Raw genomic sequence first — 17,812 nt, 5'->3', positions numbered from 1 at the left:
TATTTAATGCGTCCAAGTTTCGGGGCGCAGTTCAGAATGCAGGGACCCGGGGTCTTTTGTTTATATCTTTGCTACGGACTAAGCGTTCTTCGCATGGTCCAGCAGCTGAGCCGCAATACCGTTATAGGTGTGCGGAGTCAGCGCCGACAGACGCGCCTCAGCCTCGGGGGACAGGCCCAGCGTAGCCACGAACTCCTTCAGGCGAGCGGCATCCACGCGGTGACCGCGAGTCAGCTCCTTCAGGCGCTCGTACGGGTTCTCCATGCCGGGAACACCTGCGATAGCCTCAGCGCGCATCACCATCTGGATCGCCTCAGCCAGAACCTCCCAGTTCGCATCCAGATCAGCGGAAATAACCTCGGTCGCAATATCCAGACGCTCAAGGCCCTTCACCACATTGGAGATAGCCAGCACCGAGTGACCAAACGCCACACCAATATTGCGCTGCGCCGAGGAGTCAGTCAGGTCACGCTGCCAACGAGAAGTCACCAGGGTCGAACCCAGCGAATCCAGCAGAGCGTTAGAGAGCTCCAGGTTAGCCTCCGCATTCTCAAAGCGAATCGGGTTCACCTTGTGCGGCATAGTCGACGAACCGGTCGCACCAGCCACCGGAATCTGACGGAAGAAACCAATCGAAATGTAGCTCCACACATCGGTGCAGAGGTTGTGCAGCACACGGTTGAAGTGCGCGATATCCGAGTACAGCTCGGCCTGCCAGTCGTGCGACTCGATCTGAGTGGTCAGCGGGTTCCAGGTCAGGCCCAGGTGCTCCACAAAACCACGAGAAACAGCCTGCCAATCAGCGTCAGGAACCGACGCATAGTGAGCAGCGTAAGTGCCGGTCGCACCATTAATCTTGCCGAGGAACTCGGTAGCAGCAGCGTGCTTCACCTGACGCTTCAGACGGTAGGCGAGAACACCCAACTCCTTACCCAGGGTGGAGGGAGTTGCAGGCTGACCGTGAGTGCGGCACAGCATCGGCACGTCGCGGCCTTCCTCAGCCAGCTTCAGCAGAACCTCAATCAGGTTCTCAGCAGCCGGAACCCACACGTTCTCAACAGCATCCTTGATGCCCAACGCGTAGGCGAGGTTGTTAATGTCCTCAGAAGTGCAGCCGAAGTGAACCAGCGGCACCAGGTGACCCAGGCCCAGGCCCTCCAGGCGGCGGCCAATGTAGTACTCGACCGCCTTCACATCGTGAACGGTGACTGCCTCAATCTCAGCCAGCTCCGCCACAGAATCAGCGTTGAAATCGGTCACGATGGCGCGCAGGCCCTTCTTCTGCTCCTCGCTCAGCGGGGACAGACCCGGCAGCACCTCGTGCTCGCACAGGTATATGAACCACTCAACCTCAACATGGATGCGGTCGCGGTTCAGAGCTGCCTCAGAGAGGTAGTTGGTCAGGGGTGCGGTTACGGATGCGTAGCGTCCGTCGAGGGGGCCCAGCGCAAGTTCGCCGGTGCCCAGGTCAATACGGCCAGAAGGCAAGAAGGTGTTATTGGTGTGAGACATAGCTCTATTTTTGCATGAATTCGCTGAAAAAAAGAGGCGGGAAGAGCATATGGACGTGACGGGCGGCTTGGTTAGTTACAGAAATATGACAAAACGAGGGGATGCGGAGGGGGCATTTTTTGGGTTTTGAGGACGCAAAACGTGCGAATTTTTCGAAACAAGCCTGAGTTATCCACAGGTTGGCGCACTCCACCTGCACGGTCACCGCAACAGATTTAGCCTAAAACAAACCCGCCGTGAAAGGACACACCATGACCACGATTGTTGACACCGCACCACCACCCGTACCCCAGCTGCCCCGAATCGAACCGACCGATATCCTCCGCGCAGCAGGACACATGGGCATCGGCACCGCCGCCGGCCACGCCCTCGCCGAGCAACTCATGGCAGCCGCCGCGCTCGCCCGCGCCAAAGGCGCAGAACTCTCCCACCGGATGCGCACCGAAGCCCAAGAAATCCGCACCGCACACCAACGCGCCAACGAACTCAACGGCGACCACTGGGCATCCGAAGCCGGACGCGCCTACCGGCGACAACTTGAAGAACACCGCGAAAAAATCCGCAACCAAGCCGAACAAGCCGAAAGCGCCGCCGCCATGATTGCCGCCGCCGGCGAAGAACTCGCCAACGACCTCACCACCAAAGCGCAGGCAATCGAAGCCGCCGCCTCCGTTGTAGACGGGCTACTCGGCAAACTCGCCGACGGCGCCGCCGACGCACTCGAAAAGCTCGACCCCGGCGAAATTATCGCCCGCTCAGGCGTGCAAAAAGCCCAGTCAACGCTCGATTCACTCATGCACGTGAACCTGCCCGACGGGCTGAGCTCGCTCATCCGAACCCACTAACCCCACCCTAGGAGACACCATGATTACCGGACCCACCGTTGCACCCATCGGTGACCTCACCGACTCCGCAGGGCCCACCGCAGGCACCATCAGCGTTGAGCTTGAAGAAATGCCCGCCATCGCTGACGGGCTCGACACCGTCAGCCACACCTGCGCCGACCGCACCATGCCCATTCTTGGCATCGCCGCTGAAACTCGTCTCTTCCTCGGCATTAACGGACGCGCCCAGCAGGCTGCTGCCCTCTGCACCGGCCTTGCTGCAGAGCTCGGTATGAGTGCCGCAAAGTTCGGCGCCACCGCAGCTGCCGTCCGCGTCGCCCACAGCTCCTACCTGCAGACCGAAAATATCGTCGCAGGCTGGTTCGATTCCATGGGCATCGCAAAGGACGGTAAACTACCCGACGGACGCAGCACCCGAGACCACCTGCGCGGACTCATCGCTGGAGAACCCGGCGAAGCTAAATACCTCTTGAAGCTCACCATTCCCGAGCTTGGGTACTTTGCGGCATCTCGGACGCTTCCGTATTCGCCTATCATTGCGGGTATTCTCTTCGGCGCCACCGCCTACTTTGATGCCAAATCGAACCCCGAAATTGCCCGTCAGCGAACAATTGACCGCGTTGCAGACATGTTTGGCATTCCGCGAGGACTTGCTCGAAAGGCACTGGGAGGTGACCTGTCTGACCTCATCAAGACAGCTATCGGTGGAAACGTGGTTTACAACGTCCGTACAGCCTCTGCGGAGGAATACGGTATTGCTACGCATCGCGGCGAGAAAAACCAGCTCTCTGTGGGCGCCAGCTCGGACCGTCTGATGACTATTGGTAAAGCACAGGACCTTGAACTTGAGCGTTCGCGACAGGACCCTTTGACTGCTGAACGCAGTGCCGTACTCGTCACCGTCATGTACGAAGCAGGACACGAAGGCGACCCAGCCCATGCCCTATATGTGGTCAGCATTCCGGGTACTATCTTTGGGTCCTGGGGTGGATCTATCATAGATGGCTCTGGGGCTCTTCGTGAGGCGCCCAGCTCAGACCAGATGAACTCTGCATACATGATGATTTTGCAGGCTCTGCGTGATGCTGGTGCTCCCAAGGATGCTCGTGTATACCTGGAGGGCTTCAGTCAGGGAGCAATGATCGCCCACAACATGGCGAATAGTGCTGAAGTCGCCAAAGAAATCAATATTGTGGGTGTCTATGCCCAAGCTGCCCCGATGCGAGGTATGTCAGCCAAACAACGTGACTTTGCCGTGGATTACGTGGAGGGAGAAGGTGATGGGGTTCCTGATATAGCAAAGAAGATTCCCTTGCCACAGATTTTTGGAGAACCGTGGCATCCTGATGAACGCGATACGGTAATCACCGTCAATAACCATGAGCATCATGCCGTAAATTACCACGAAGCCCTACACCGTGAAGGGCATAGCGGCAAGGTGCCTGGCGGCATGCGCGCCGCAATGGACGGTAAAGAGTATGTGCTGGGGGAGCAGAAGGTTACCTCTGCGTCAGCCTTGCCGGATGGTCTGCCTCCCATTGTACGAATCGGTATAACAGCTGGACGTACCGAGGGCTATGCTGTTGCAGCCCTTGCATCAGGAACTGTGCCTGGTGGCTTGGGCATAGTTGAAGGGCTCGACCAGCTGACAGGTGGGAACCTGGCTAAGGCAAAGCGTAAAGTGCGAGAGAGTATCGAAAATACTCGGCAGAAAATCGAAGACACTGTCTCAGACGTCCAGCAGGGCATGGAGATTGCCAAGCAGAAGGCCGAGGGTCTTCAGCGAGAAGCTGGAGAATCCGCCTGGGCGGTTGCTAAGCAAATCCCCGCCGTCATCGAGGGTGTCCAAAAGACCATCCCTCATCCCGAGCCGACTCCGCAGGAAAAGCCTCATAGCCCGAAGCCTGCATGGCCCGAAATGCCTGTGCCGCAGATGCCGAATTCAGGAGCCTTGCCCGCACCGAACCTTGCTCCTGCCAACCGTGGATTCATCGTCAACGCACCGCAGAACACTCAGCCCGTCAGCCACATGCCCATGACACCGGCAGATGACATCGACCCCGGATTCATCGTGCGCCCGGAAGCACAACCCACCCTGGGGAGCGTCGCACCCCGCCTCATTCAGGGCCTGCCAGACGTGGTTGAATCACTACCCCGGATTGGTGACCTAACGGCTATGCCGCATGTGGTCGGTGGCGATAGGCAAGGCGGAGACTACGACGGCGTTGAGTCGCTCATTCCCATCCTGCCAGGCCAGAAGCTGGCGCCTATGCTCCCGCCTAAGAGCATTGACCCCGGGTTCCTCGCACCAGCTCCGCCCGAGAACATCGACCCCGGGTTCCGCGCCCCAGGCCCTCCCGAGGATCTGAATCCCCTCGAGGAGCGCAAACCCCTGATGGTCTAAAAAACCGAGTCCAAAGAACTAATCTCAACGACTCGGTGGAGGGTGGAGGGGACGAGTAGAGTAGAGAAGAGAAACAGGGGCGCCGCCGGGAACAACCCCGGCGGCGCCCCTCCAACTTTGCGCGCACAGTCTGTGTGTACAGTGCTTCTTTGAGTGCAGTGCTTCTTAGCGTGCAGCGCTCGCGGCTAGTATCTGCTGCCTGCACAGTTACAGCTTGCTCGCGATCTGCTCTACAGGTGAGAAGCGTTAGCCTCCGGGCCGCCCGCAGGCACATACTGGAAGCATGAGCCAGTCAGCTGAACACGCCAATATCCCGGTCCGCCCCGTCTTCAACACCCTGCCCAGCTACGCGGCAGGCAAGCCGCCCGCACCCGTTGAAGGCCTCACCCAGTACAAGCTCTCCTCGAACGAGAACCCGCTGGGTCCCGTACCCGAGGTCGCGCGCATCCTCGCAGAATTTGCGACCGTGCACCGCTACCCCGACCCGCTCTCCACCGCCCTGCGACAGAAGCTCTCCGCACGGCTCGGCGTGGACGCTGACGACATCGTCACCGGCGCCGGAAGCCTCGGCGCGCTCAACCAAATCCTCAAAACCTTCGCCGGCGTAAACGCCGACGGCGTGCAGGACGAAGTCATCTACGCCTGGCGCTCCTTCGAGGCATACCCGATCCTCGTCGGCATTATGGGCGCTCGCAGTGTGCAGGTGCCGAACCTGCCCGACGGCTCACACGACCTGGACGCCATGGCGGCAGCCATCACCGACCGTACCCGCCTGATCCTGGTCTGCACCCCCAACAACCCGACCGGCCCCGCCGTCACCGAAAGTCAGATCCGTGCGTTCCTGGAGAAGGTGCCCGCCCACATCCCCGTGGTGATTGATGAGGCGTACTTCGAGTTCTGCGCCGCCTCCACCGTGCCGGAAGGGGAAGAAGCCCCGCTGAACGGCCTGGACATCTACCGCGACTATGAGAACGTCATCATTCTGCGCACCTTCTCCAAGGCGCAGGGCCTGGCGGGTCTGCGCGTGGGCTACTCGATTTCGCACCCGCAGATTACGCAGCACCTGCGCGTGGCGGCAACCCCGTTCGCCGTGACGGCGCTGGCTGAGGCGGCGGCTATCGCCTCCATCGAGCATGAGGATGCGGTGATGGAGCGTGTGAGCCACCTGGTCGCTGAGCGTGAGCGCGTGACCGCTCGACTGCGCGAGCTGGGCTACGATTTCCCGAGCACTTACGCGAACTTCGTGTGGCTGCCCCTGGGGGAGCGCACGGGTGAGTTTGTGCAGCTGATGGCTGAGCATGCGCTGTCGGTGCGTGCGTTCGGTACCGAGGGTGTTCGCGTGAGTATTGGCGAGGTGGAGGCGAATGACCGTTTCCTCTCGCTATGTGAGGTCTTCGCGAAGGGGCTCTAGAGCGTCTTGTGAAGGGGCGGGAGTGCCCACCCTGCCCTGTTTGAGCCCTAATTGAACAATGTACTATTTTCCCTTGTCGAGGTTTGTTTGGGCTTTTCAAATGGTTCTCGCGCGGAAAAAATGATGACCCGAAAAAGCTCTCAATAGTTAAATTAAACCTCCCGTATATTCCTGAAAAAGAATATATGGGAGGTTTAATTTAATGATGTTCAAATAGTGAATGACAGGGCATAATACGCTGTGTTATCAGCGTAACTGCCGCGAGATAAAGCCGAAAAGAGTAGACTGGTAACTATATATGCCCAGACCCTCACAGGCTTGCCGGAACACCTCAAACCCTGCACCATCAGGTGAAAGTTGAGACTAAAACCCAAGTCGCTGAGGGCCAAGCCCTCGTCACGTGTGGAGGTTAGATGCACGAGAACGACAAGTACCCCGGAGTGCCCGAACGCATCCAGCTCATGGATGAAAACGGCACCGTACACGAACACCCCACCTACAGTCAGTACATCGAAGACGTCAACGCAGACACCCTGCGCGAGGCATACCGCCTCATGTACACCACCCGCCGATTCGACGACGAGGCAACTGCCCTGCAGCGCCAGGGTCAGCTCGCCCTCTGGGTGCCCAGCCGAGGCCAGGAAGCCGCACAGGTCGGCTCCGCACTCGCCTACGCACCCAACGACTACATCTTCCCCTCCTACCGCGAGCACGCCGTCGCCCTGACGCGTGGCGTGGACTTCCGCGACCTAATCACCATCTTCCGCGGCTCCACCACCCACGGCTGGGACATGAAGGCACACAACTTCCACACCTACACCAAGGTGCTTGCCGCCCAGACCCTGCACGCCGTCGGCTACGCTATGGGTCTGAACTTCGACGCCGACATCGAGGCTGAAACCGGCACCCGCCGCACCGGTCAGGGTCAGGCAACCGACCCCGCCGAGGACACCCAGAAGCCCGCCGTGGCGGTCTACTTCGGTGACGGCTCCTCCACCGAGGGTGACGCACACGAGTCCATGGTTTTCGCCGCCTCCTATAACGCGCCGGTGCTCTTCTTCGTGCAGAACAACCGCTGGGCTATCTCGGTGCCCTTCGAGGTGCAGTCCCGCGTTCCGGTGTCCACCCGCGCCGCAGGCTACGGCTTCGAGGGTATTCGCGTGGACGGCAACGACGTTCTCGCCGTGCTGGCTGCAACCCGCTACGCCATGGAGAAGATCCGCGCCGGCGAAGGCCCCGTGCTGATTGAAGCTGAGACCTACCGCCTCGGCCCGCACACCACCGCGGACGACCCCACCAAGTACCGTACCGACGCCGACCTTGAAGGCCCGCTGCACCGCGACCCCATGATTCGCCTCGAGAAGCACCTGCGCGATAACGGTTACGCTGACGACGCCTTCTTCGAAGAGGTTGCGGAATCTGCACAGCAGGTCGCGAACGGCGTGCGTGAGGCAGTGCTGAACTCCGAGGTTGCTGACTTTGAGCGTTTCTTCGACCGCGTCTACGCGCAGGAACACCAGCAGGTGGAAGACGACCGCGAGTTCTACCGCACCTACGTTGCAGGCTTTGAAGAGGAGTAAGCATGAGCGAGAAAATTGAACGTTTGACCCTCGCCAAGGCGATTACCCGCGGCCTGGAAGATGCCATGGAAGCCGACCGCACCGTCGTCATGCTCGGTGAGGATATCGGTAAGCTCGGCGGCGTGTACCGCGTGACTGAGGGCCTGCAGGCGCGCTTCGGTGACCGCCGCGTCATGGATAGTCCGCTGGGCGAGTCCGGCATTATCGGCACCTCGATCGGTATGGCGCTGCGCGGCTACCGACCCGTGCCTGAGATTCAGTTCGACGGCTTCGTGTTCCCCGCCTACAACCAGATTACGAGCCAGCTGGCGAAAATTCACAACCGCACTGATAAGCAGTACACGGTGCCGGTGACTATCCGTATTCCGTACGGTGGTGTGATTGGTTCGGTGGAGCACCACTCCGAGTCCCCGGAGGCGCTGTTCGCCCACACCGCGGGTCTGCGTATTGTGACCCCCTCGACCCCGCACGAGGCGTACTGGATGACCCGCAAGGCGATTGAATGCCCCGACCCGGTCATTATTTTTGAGCCGAAGCGCCGCTACTGGCTCAAGGGTGAAGTGGACTTTAGCGACACTTCCTTTGATCCCTTTAGCGCCCAGGTGGTGCGTGAAGGCACGGACGCGACCATCGTTGCGTACGGTCCGCTGGTGCCGGTTGCTCTGGCTGTCGCAGAGGCTGCCGCGGAGGATGGCCGCTCGATTGAGGTTATTGACCTGCGCTCGATTTCCCCGCTGGATGTGCCGACCGTTGCTGCTTCGGTGGCGAAGACTGGCCGCTTGATTATTGCCCACGAGGCGCCGACCTTCGGTGGTATGGGTGGCGAGCTGGCTGCGGCGATTACGGAGCGTTGCTTCTACAGCCTGCAGGCGCCGGTGATTCGCGTGGGTGGCTACTACATGCCGTACCCGGTTTCCCGTGTTGAGGAAGAGTACGTGCCCGATATTGACCGTATTCTTGAGGCGGTTGACCGCGCTTTTGACTACTAGGCATACCCTGATCTGACGTATCAGCGTGTTGCGCTATGGCGGGTTGAAAGCCCGCACAGAATATTCCGTATAGGGTATATGCCCTAGTGAGAGGTAAAAATGTCCCAGATTTTCCCGCTCCCTGACGTGGGCGAAGGCCTGACCGAAGCAGAAATCCTCAGCTGGAAGGTGGCAGTCGGCACCGAGGTCGCCATCAACGACGTCCTCGTCGAAATTGAAACCGCGAAGAGCGTTGTGGAACTTCCCTCGCCCTTCGCCGGCACCGTCGAGGCGCTGCTCGTTGCCGAAGGTGAAACCGTTGAGGTGGGTACCCCGATTATCAGCATCTCCGGCGGCGACAAGGCACCCGCAACCCCGGTAACCCCCGCCGCGGCAGAGGCTGAGTCCGGCACCGCACTGGTTGGCTCCGGCCCCAAGGCAGATGCGGTAAAGCGTCGCGCCCGCAAGCGCCCCGCCTCCGCAGCCCAGCCCGCACAGGCTGCTGCGGCACCGGTCGCACCGGCTGTTCAGGCACCCGTGGCGCACACCCCCTCCGACCCGGTGAATCGCAACCAGGGTCTGCTGAGCGAGCTGGCTGAGCGCGCCTCCCGTTTTGTGGAGAACACCCCGCTGAACTCGATGGTGCAGCGCCTGGCACCCGAGCCCGCAGCAGCTCCCGCGCCGACTCTGGCTCCCGAGCAGGTTCCGCACCGCCCGACCCTCGCACCGCCTCCGGTGCGTCTTGCCGCAAAGGAGCTGGGTGTTGATCTGGCGAACGTGACCGCTACCGGTGCGCGCGGCCAGGTGACCAAGCAGGACCTCATGAACTATGTGGCACACCTGAACGATGTGCAGCATAGCGGCGCCGGCCAGCCCTTCTGGCAGCCCGCAACCACCCCCGGTGACCGCATCGAGCGCATCCCGGTGCGTGGCGTGCGTAAGGCTACCGCGAAGGCGATGGTTGCTTCAGCGTTTAGCGCCCCGCACGTGTCCATCTTCGTGGACGTTGATGCCTCCCGCACCATGGAGTTTGTGAAGCGTTTGAAGAAGTCTCGCCACTTTGAGGGCGTGAAGGTCACCCCGCTGCTGGTGCTTGCTGCCGCGGTCATTTGGGCTGCTGAGCGTAACCCGCAGGTCAATGCGACCTGGACCGATAGCGAAATCCAGATTAAGCACTTCGTGAACCTGGGTATTGCTGCGGCAACCCCGCGCGGCCTGATGGTCCCGAACATTAAGGACGCTCAGGAGCTGTCCCTGCGTGAGCTGGCGGTTGCGCTGAACAACCTGACTACTCGCGCCCGTGAGGGTAAGACTCAGCCCGCTGAGATGGCGAACGGTACCCTGACCATTACGAATATTGGTTCGCTGGGCATTGATACGGGTACCCCGATTATTAATCCCGGTGAGGTGGCGATTGTTGCCTTCGGTACGATCAAGCAGAAGCCGTGGGTTGTTGATGGTGAGGTTATTCCTCGCTGGGTGACGACCCTGGGTGGCTCGTTCGACCACCGTGTGGTGGATGGCGACCTGTCGGCTCGTTTTATGGCTGATGTGGCTGCGATTCTTGAGGAGCCTGCCTTGCTGCTGGACCACTAGGCGGCATGTTTTAGCTAGTCAGCGTCGTATTGCTGGGTAGCTGAGGCTGTTGAGGATACAGATATTTAGATGCAGAAAACCTCCGGTACCTTACTTAAGGTACCGGAGGTTTTCTGTACGGTTCATTCCTATCGCAACGAGGCGCGGGTGCTTAGAAGACTAGGTGTCCAGAAGCCTAGGCGTCCTCGCGTGCCACCTGGTCACTCGGGTACTTGTCCACTCGGCGGTGGTACAGGCGTCCGCACAGACCGCCGAGGATAGCGCCGAGGAAGCTCAACGCCAGAACCAGCAGAACCGCCAGCAGGCCGTTCGCGAAGTCGCCCCCCATCAGCTTCTGCAGGGACAGGGACGCGACACCGTTCTGGAACAGCTGAGGCGCGAGGAAGGTCGCCAGGGACCCGATGATGAGCACCATAATCTGCCAGAGCCATACGGCAATGCCCTGCTTCGCACCGGCGAATCGTGCCATGCGTCCCGCCGCGTAACCGCCCACCAGGTAGGCGAAGAAGATGAGCACACCCAACGCCACCGCGACCGGCACAGCGTTCGATGCGCCGCTGAACAGACGGGAGACCACCGTGGCGTAGTCGATGGACTCGCTCTGACCGGTCAGGGTCAGCCACGACTGGATAGCCCACAGGCCACCGTCCATGAGGGAGATGGTAATCAGCCAGCCGAGCAGACCGGGCAACAGGTGCATGCGGGAGTAGCGGCTCTTCTGCATGGACAGTGCGGTTGCGGCGGTGAGGATGGGTTCCGAGCCAGCGGCATCACCTGCGGGGGCGGGGATGACGAAGTGGTCATCATCCGCCGGATTAGCCTGCGGGGCACTGGGTGCCGCATGGGCGTTGCCGGGTGCGGGCACCTCGTAGCTTGCAGCGGTGGCAGGTGCGGTAGTGGGGGCGCCACCGCCGCGTACGTTGTCCGCGCTGGGGGCTGCAGGCTTGTCGAGCCAGCTGAGGTTGTCATCTCCGGGTTCGCCGAAGTGAGCGCCGGATTCTGCGCCTTGAGAAGTGGCGCTGGGGGAGAGGATCGGCTGGGTTGCGGTAGCCGCCTGGGTGAGGGGGCGGGTCGCATCCTGCGAGGACTGTGCGGAGGACTGCGCCGAAGAGCTCGACTCGCGCGCCTTTTCGTGGGCGCGGCGTGCCGCGTTCAGCTCCTCATCGGTCAGGACCACGGTGGGGTCGTCGGAGGAGAATGCCGCCTCCCACAGGTCACTTTCGGTGGGGGAGGACGCCGCGGCAGCCGGACGCTGCTGCGGGGTGTTGTTCTGTGCGTTCATTAAGTCCTTTGGATCTAATCCTGGGGTCGTGGTGTGCGGGTTGCCTTAGAGCGCGCGGTCAGCGTAGAAGGCGCGTGCTTCTTCCATAGCTTCTGCGGAGAAGGTGTGCGGGTGCGCGGGGCGCTCGTTCTCGCCCAGGGTACGAATGACGCGGCCGGGGTTGCCCACCACGAGGGAGTTAGCGGGGACGTCCTTGGTGACGACGGTGCCTGCGCCGATGACGGAGTTCTTGCCGATGGTCACGCCGCCCAGGATGATAGCTCCGCTACCGATCCATACGTTGTCTTCAACGGTGATGGGTGCGCCTGCTTCCCAGTAGTCGGCGCGGTCGCCGGGGTGGAGCGGGTGGGTGGGGGTCATGAACTGTACGTTGCTGCCAACCAGTACGGTGGAGCCGATGCGGATCGGGCAGACGTCCAGGAAGACGGTGCCGAAGTTGAAGAAGGAGCCGTTACCGATGTAGGTGTTCACGCCGTAGTCGAAGCGTGCGCCGGGGCGGATGTGGGCGTGTTCGCCCAGGTGGCCGAGGTGTTCACGGTAGACGTGCATTGCCTGCGCCTGCTCGCCGCGTGCGTAGTGTTCTTCGGCGAGGATGGTGGCGGCGTAAATGCGCTTGAACTGTGCGGCGCATTCGGCGTCGGCCATGTAGACGGAACCGTTGGTCATGCGGTTGAAGTTTTCACCAGTGGGGCGCTGCGGGGTGTGCATTAGTGGGCTCCTCCCAGAAGGTAGACTAGCGCGATGATGGCCATTCCGAAGAGAATGACGACTCCTCCGGCGATAGCGAATCGTTTGGAAATTTCGCGGAGGAGCTTCTTGAACTGTTCGTCAGTGATCTCTTGCTGTCGTTTACTCATGCTTTAAGTATCCCAGAGTTGCTTGGGTTTACCTTAGTGTTTCGGTGTTTATTGCGGTATCTGGGGCGGGCGTACCGTGTGATTTTCAGCGTGGGAAGAAGCGCTGCAGAGTTGAAGCCTGCGGGGGCGGGAAGGCACAATCATTGCATGACTGAGGCTCAGAAGAACACGAACCTGCAGGATGCGGCGGCTCCTGCATCCCCCGCTGGCGCGTCGGCTGGCGCGCATCCGTTGGCGCATCGTCCCTGGTTGAAGAACTATGCTACGTGGACTGCACGCGATATTGAGCTCCCGGAGACGTCGTTGAGTCACCTCATTGATGAGGCGGTCCGCACCGTACCCCACAAGGTGGCGCTGGAGTTTTTTGGCGCGACCACGACCTACGCTGAGTTGGGGGATCAGATTGAGCGTGCGGCGGAGGGTCTGCGTGTGGCGGGCGTGCAACCGGGTGACCGTGTGGCGCTGATTTTGCCGAACTGTCCTCAGCATATTGCGGCGTTTTACGCGATTCTGCGTCTGGGTGCGATTGTGGTGGAGCATAACCCGCTGTATACGGGCGCGGAGTTGCGCCACATGTTTGAGGATCACGGCGCGAAGGTCGCGATTGTGTGGGATAAGATCGCCTCGCATATTACGGGTCTTCCGGCGGATATCCGCCCGAACCATATTTATTCAGTGAACATGATTTCGGCGATGCCCGCGCTGATGCGTACCGCGCTGAAGCTGCCGGTGAAGAGTGCGCGTGCTTCGCGTGAGAAGCTGACCGGCTCCGCGCCGGGTACGGTGTCGTGGGCTCATTTGGTGAAGAGTGAGCGTATTGACCCGTCGCATCGCCGCCCGACCGCGCACGATATTGCGCTGCTGCAGTACACCTCGGGTACGACCGGCCTGCCGAAGGGTGTGATGCTCACGCACCGCAACCTGGAGTCTAACGGCCGCATGGGTGAGGCATGGATTAACCCGGGCGATGACGAGGTGATTTACTCGGTTCTGCCGCTGTTCCACGCGTACGGTATGACCCTGGGCGTGACGATTGCGTCCCTGTGCCGTGCCCGCCTGGTGCTGTTCCCGACCGTGGACATGGACCTGATTTTGAAGGCAATGAAGAAGACCCGCCCGACCATTCTTCCTGCGGTTCCGCCGGTGTACCGCCGCCTCATGGATGAGGCGAAGAAGCGCGGCGTGTCCCTGGAGGGTATCCGTTACGCGGTCTCTGGTGCGATGAACCTGCCGCCTGAGCTGGTTGCCGAGTGGGAGGAAGCATCCGGCGGTTTCATGGTGGAAGGCTACGGCCTGACCGAGTGCGCGCCGCTGGTGTCCTGCAACCCGCTCAATGACACTCGCCGCGCCGGTTTTATTGGTGTTCCGTTCCCCTCCACCGATATTCGTGTGGTGGACCCGGAAACTGGCGAGGATGTGCCTGATGGTGAAGAGGGCGAGCTGTGGGTGAAAGGCCCTCAGCGTTTTGCCGGCTACTGGAAGCGTGAGGACGAGACGGCTAAGACCATCACCCCCGAGGGCTGGTTGCGTACCGGCGATATTGTGCGCCTGGATGAGGACTACTTCATTCAGATTGTCGACCGTATTAAGGAAGTCATTATTACCGGCGGTTTCAACGTCTCCCCGACGGAGGTTGAGGTCGCGCTCAAGCAGCACGACATGGTCGCGGATGCGGCGGTCGTCGGTATTCCGCTGCCCGCCGGTGGCGAGATGGTCGTTGCCGCTGTGGTTGCCGCCCCGGGCCGAGTGGTGCAGGAGCACACTCTGCGCGAGCACTGCTATTCGAAGGTGACCCGCTATAAGGTTCCGCGCCGCATCGTGGTGGTGGATGACCTGCCCCGTTCGATGCTGGGTAAGGTTCTACGCCGTAAGGTGCGTGAGCAGCTGATTGCTTCGGGCGAGTTCGATCAGTAGTACTGGTTGATTCGCCGCCTGCTCGTAATGAGTGGGTTAGATGGACGCTGGCTTGGGTTTTTGTGCCCTTGCCGGCGTTTTGTGTGCGCCTGAATACACCGGTAATGACGCTTTATAACCTGGAAATAATCACCGCATGACGAAATATGACAAAATATGACGACCTTGACGTTCTGTGTCTCATGAATAGCTCTTAACTTCCACACCCGCCCCCGCCCGTGCTGTAATTGTCCCATCATCATTCCCATCGGACGTGCTAATACCAACGTCAGCACCCGGTGGAACGCATCATCATTCAACAGAAAGATTCATAGCCGTGAAGAAGTTTGCTGCTGCACTCGCAGTTGTCCCCATGGTCTTTGGCCTGGCAGCCTGCGGTTCCACCAACTCCTCCTCTTCCTCCTCTTCCGCATCCAAGAAGGTCACCATCGGTGTGGTTGGCTCTGAGAAGTTCAACAAGACCCTGAAGGAAGAAGCTAAGAAGCAGGGTATCGACATTGAGTACAAGGAGTTCAGCGCTTACACCGAGCCGAACCCCGCACTGGACGCCGGTGACATCGACATGAACCGCTTCCAGCACATCGCGTACCTGTCTAACTACAACGTGAGCGCTAACAAGGACCTGCAGATTGTCGGTCCGACCGTCATCTACCCGATGGCTCTGTTCTCCAAGAAGCACTCCAAGTTGGCTGACATCCCCCAGGGCGGCGAGATCGTTATCCCGAACGACACCGTGAACGAGGCACGCGCACTGAAGCTGCTGAAGACCAACGGTCTGGTCACCTTCAAGAACGCTGACGTTGACGCACCCACCATCGACGACGTGGACACCGCTAACTCCAAGGTGAAGGTCACCCCCGTCGACGCAACCCAGACCGTGGTTGGCATGGAGTCCGCTGACGGCGCAGTCGTCAACAACGACTTCCTCAAGGATGCAGGCCTGAAGCCCGCAGACGCACTGGCTCAGGACGACCCCAAGACCGACCCCTCGGCCATCAAGTATGTGAACCTCTTCGTTGCTCAGAAGGACAAGGCTGACGACGAGACCTACAAGAAGATCGTCGAACTCTTCCACTCGAAGGCCGTCATGGACGTCGTTCAGGAAGAGACCCGCGGCACCGCTGTTGAGGTCAACGTGAGCACCGACGAGCTGCGTCAGTCCCTGGCTAACGAAGAAGCCAAGCTGCGCGCCAAGAAGTAATCTTCTGAATACACGCCTCTTCTAGGCATACGCAAAGGCGGTAAGTCTAAGAACCCGATGCGGGTGAAGGCTTACCGTCCTTTGCGTAACGGCGTTAAGGCCCTTTAGCGCCCCAACCACGACATTTACGGATACATATTTATGAGTGAACTGGCACAGAGCTTCGGCGACAGCACCTCGCCCATGGTGGTTCTGGACGGAGTCTCCAAGGTCTTCGGCAACGGCCCCAAGGCAGTAGTTGCTGTCGACAACGTCTCCCTCACCATTAACCGCGGTGAAATCTTTGCAATTATCGGCTACTCCGGCGCCGGTAAGTCCACCCTGGTCCGCCTCATTAACGGCCTGGAAACCACCACCAGCGGCACCCTGACCGTCGGCGGCTTCGAAATTTCCGGCAAGCGCGACTCCGAACTGCGCGAAGCACGCACCAACATCGGTATGATCTTCCAGCAGTTCAACCTGATGAACTCCCGCACCGTGCTCGGTAACGTCGAGTTCCCCCTGAAGATTGCCGGCTGGTCTAAGAAGGACCGCCGCGCCCGCGCCCTGGAAATGCTCGAGTTTGTGGGTCTTGCCGACCGTGCAGGCCACTACCCGAACCAGCTTTCGGGCGGTCAGAAGCAGCGTGTGGGTATTGCCCGTGCGCTCGCGACCAGCCCCGCCCTGCTGCTGGCGGATGAGTCCACCAGCGCGCTGGACCCGGAAACCACTCATGAAGTGCTCGCTCTGCTCAAGCGTGTGAACCGCGAACTGGGTGTGACCGTCGTGGTCATTACCCACGAGATGGACGTGGTCTCCAGCATCGCTGACCGTGTGGCGGTCATGGAGTCCGGCCGCGTGGTCGAGCAGGGCAACGTCTACGACGTCTTCTCCAACCCGCAGACCGACGTGGCGAAGCTGTTCGTGGCAACCACCGTCAAGCTTGCCCCCACCGGCAAGGAGGCGGCTGAGCTGCGCGCTAACCACAAGGGTTACCTCATCAACGTTGAAATCGTGGAGGGTAACCAGGAGCTCGGTAAGGTGCTGTCCTACCTGGGTGCCCGTAACGTCCGCTTCAACATTGTGGGCGGCGGTATTGAGACCCTGCAGGGTAAGGCGTACGGTACCCTCACCCTGGAACTTCTCGGCGAAATCACCAGCATTGATGCCGCCGTTGCCGAACTGAAGACCGTTGCCCGCGTGCAGGAGGTGCGCTAAATGTTTGCTACTACTCTTCCGCTGGCTGCGTCTAAGACGGACTGGTCCGAGTTCCTGCCCGAGAAGCTGCTCCCGGCTATCGGCGACACCTTCTACATGGTGTCTGTTACGATGCTGTGTGCAGGTCTGGTCGGCCTGATTGTTGGTGCGCTGCTGTACACCACCCGTGAAGGTAACATCTTCCAGAACCGCTTCGTGTACACGATCCTGAACATTCTGGTGAACGTGATTCGCCCGATTCCGTTCATTATTTTGATTGCGGCTTTGGGCCCGCTGACTAGTGCTGTGGTGGGTACCCGCCTGGGCGTGAACGCTGCGGTCTTCGCGATGAGCTTCGGTGCTGCGTTCGCTATTGCCCGTATCGTGGAGCAGAACATGGTCTCCATTGACCCGGGCGTGATTGAGGCGGCGCGTGCGATGGGCGCTTCAAAGCTGACCATCCTGTTCACCGTGATGATTCCGGAGGCGCTTGGCCCGCTGATCCTCGGTTACACCTTCCTCGTCATTGGCGTGGTGGATATGTCCGCTATGGCCGGTTACGTGGGTGCTGGCGGTCTGGGTAAGATCGCGATCGTGGACGGCTACCAGCGCTTCAACGATGAGATCACCTGGGCTGTTGTGGCGATTATTATCGTCCTGGTTCAGCTGGTTCAGTTCATCGGTAACTTCCTGGCGAAGAAGGTTATGCGCCGATAAGCTCGTGCCCCTTGTAGGCCTTGTAGGTACTGTAGGTACGGCTGATACAGCATAGAAGACCCCCGGTCTGCTCCTTGAGGAGCGGGCCGGGGGTCTTTCCTCGTACCGGGTCTTTCTTGATGCTGCTACGAGGGCGGCGGGTGCAGCTTAGCCCTGCGCCGCCTCCAGGTACATATCCGGGGCGGGCTTACCGGTGGGAACGTCGTTGCTGCTGACCCAGGTGCGCACCAGCGGGGCGTAGCCGTAGCTTTCCATCTTCAGGGTCAGAATGTTCGCGGTGGAGTTCGACGCCACCGCAACCGGCATGTCTATGACCTACACATCAACAACACCGCCAGATCACAGGGCG

13 protein-coding genes and 1 pseudogene are annotated in these 17,812 nt (G+C 60.3%); 10 read left to right on the top strand and 4 right to left on the bottom strand.

Going from position 1 to position 17,812, the window contains the following annotated elements; translation table 11 throughout:
• Positions 1-78 precede the first annotated feature (78 nt).
• Complete coding sequence (gene purB / locus HMPREF2528_RS05535; RefSeq protein WP_070543003.1) at positions 79-1,512, bottom strand: adenylosuccinate lyase; 1,434 nt, start codon at positions 1,510-1,512, stop codon at positions 79-81.
• 251 nt (positions 1,513-1,763) lie between these two features.
• Here purB and HMPREF2528_RS05530 point away from each other — a divergent pair, with 251 nt between their 5' ends.
• The 6 genes from HMPREF2528_RS05530 (at position 1,764) to HMPREF2528_RS05505 (ending at position 10,316) form a co-directional block, all read left to right on the top strand.
• Positions 1,764-2,357, top strand: coding sequence for an ABC transporter substrate-binding protein (locus HMPREF2528_RS05530; protein WP_070507253.1), 594 nt, complete (start codon positions 1,764-1,766; stop codon positions 2,355-2,357).
• Positions 2,358-2,376: 19 nt separating this feature from the next.
• Positions 2,377-4,761, top strand: a complete 2,385-nt coding sequence (locus tag HMPREF2528_RS05525) for an extensin (protein ID WP_070507252.1) — start codon at positions 2,377-2,379, stop codon at positions 4,759-4,761.
• Between the two features lie 283 nt (positions 4,762-5,044).
• Entirely contained in the window at positions 5,045-6,172 is a 1,128-nt protein-coding gene (locus HMPREF2528_RS05520; protein WP_070507249.1) for a histidinol-phosphate transaminase, read from the top strand.
• Positions 6,173-6,585: 413 nt separating this feature from the next.
• Positions 6,586-7,752 (top strand): thiamine pyrophosphate-dependent enzyme, encoded by a 1,167-nt coding sequence (locus tag HMPREF2528_RS05515; RefSeq protein WP_070507247.1) that lies wholly within the window; start codon positions 6,586-6,588, stop codon positions 7,750-7,752.
• 2 nt (positions 7,753-7,754) lie between these two features.
• A complete protein-coding gene (locus tag HMPREF2528_RS05510) occupies positions 7,755-8,741 on the top strand; it encodes an alpha-ketoacid dehydrogenase subunit beta (protein WP_070507245.1) in 987 nt (328 codons plus the stop codon).
• 99 nt (positions 8,742-8,840) lie between these two features.
• The gene (locus HMPREF2528_RS05505) at positions 8,841-10,316 is read left to right on the top strand and encodes a dihydrolipoamide acetyltransferase family protein (RefSeq protein ID WP_070507243.1); all 1,476 of its coding nucleotides are present in this window, start codon (positions 8,841-8,843) and stop codon (positions 10,314-10,316) included.
• Between the two features lie 175 nt (positions 10,317-10,491).
• On the opposite strand, the gene HMPREF2528_RS05500 is transcribed toward HMPREF2528_RS05505, so the two are convergent.
• Positions 10,492-11,598, bottom strand: coding sequence for a hypothetical protein (locus tag HMPREF2528_RS05500; RefSeq protein WP_070507241.1), 1,107 nt, complete (start codon positions 11,596-11,598; stop codon positions 10,492-10,494).
• 45 nt (positions 11,599-11,643) lie between these two features.
• Positions 11,644-12,306, bottom strand: coding sequence for a sugar O-acetyltransferase (locus tag HMPREF2528_RS05495; protein ID WP_012902830.1), 663 nt, complete (start codon positions 12,304-12,306; stop codon positions 11,644-11,646).
• 296 nt (positions 12,307-12,602) lie between these two features.
• Between HMPREF2528_RS05495 and HMPREF2528_RS05490 the strand changes: the two genes are divergently transcribed.
• The 4 genes from HMPREF2528_RS05490 (at position 12,603) to HMPREF2528_RS05475 (ending at position 17,463) form a co-directional block, all read left to right on the top strand.
• Complete coding sequence (locus HMPREF2528_RS05490; RefSeq protein WP_049363516.1) at positions 12,603-14,369, top strand: long-chain-fatty-acid--CoA ligase; 1,767 nt, start codon at positions 12,603-12,605, stop codon at positions 14,367-14,369.
• Positions 14,370-14,685: 316 nt separating this feature from the next.
• Positions 14,686-15,570 (top strand): MetQ/NlpA family ABC transporter substrate-binding protein, encoded by an 885-nt coding sequence (locus tag HMPREF2528_RS05485; protein ID WP_070507239.1) that lies wholly within the window; start codon positions 14,686-14,688, stop codon positions 15,568-15,570.
• 141 nt (positions 15,571-15,711) lie between these two features.
• Positions 15,712-16,767: a methionine ABC transporter ATP-binding protein gene (locus HMPREF2528_RS05480; RefSeq protein ID WP_049353211.1), complete on the top strand. Its 1,056-nt coding sequence runs from the start codon at positions 15,712-15,714 to the stop codon at positions 16,765-16,767.
• Positions 16,768-17,463, top strand: coding sequence for a methionine ABC transporter permease (locus tag HMPREF2528_RS05475; RefSeq protein WP_070507236.1), 696 nt, complete (start codon positions 16,768-16,770; stop codon positions 17,461-17,463).
• Between the two features lie 153 nt (positions 17,464-17,616).
• On the opposite strand, the pseudogene HMPREF2528_RS09150 reads toward HMPREF2528_RS05475, so the two are convergent.
• Positions 17,617-17,769: pseudogene (locus HMPREF2528_RS09150) on the bottom strand (HAD family phosphatase); the annotation flags it as partial.
• Between the last annotated feature and the right edge of the window lie 43 nt (positions 17,770-17,812).

Origin of the sequence: Rothia sp. HMSC078H08, assembly GCF_001808955.1 — a bacterium.
GTDB lineage: Bacteria > Actinomycetota > Actinomycetes > Actinomycetales > Micrococcaceae > Rothia.
The sequence above is the reverse complement of the archived record's forward strand: the minus strand, read 5'-3'. Positions and strand labels throughout refer to the sequence as shown.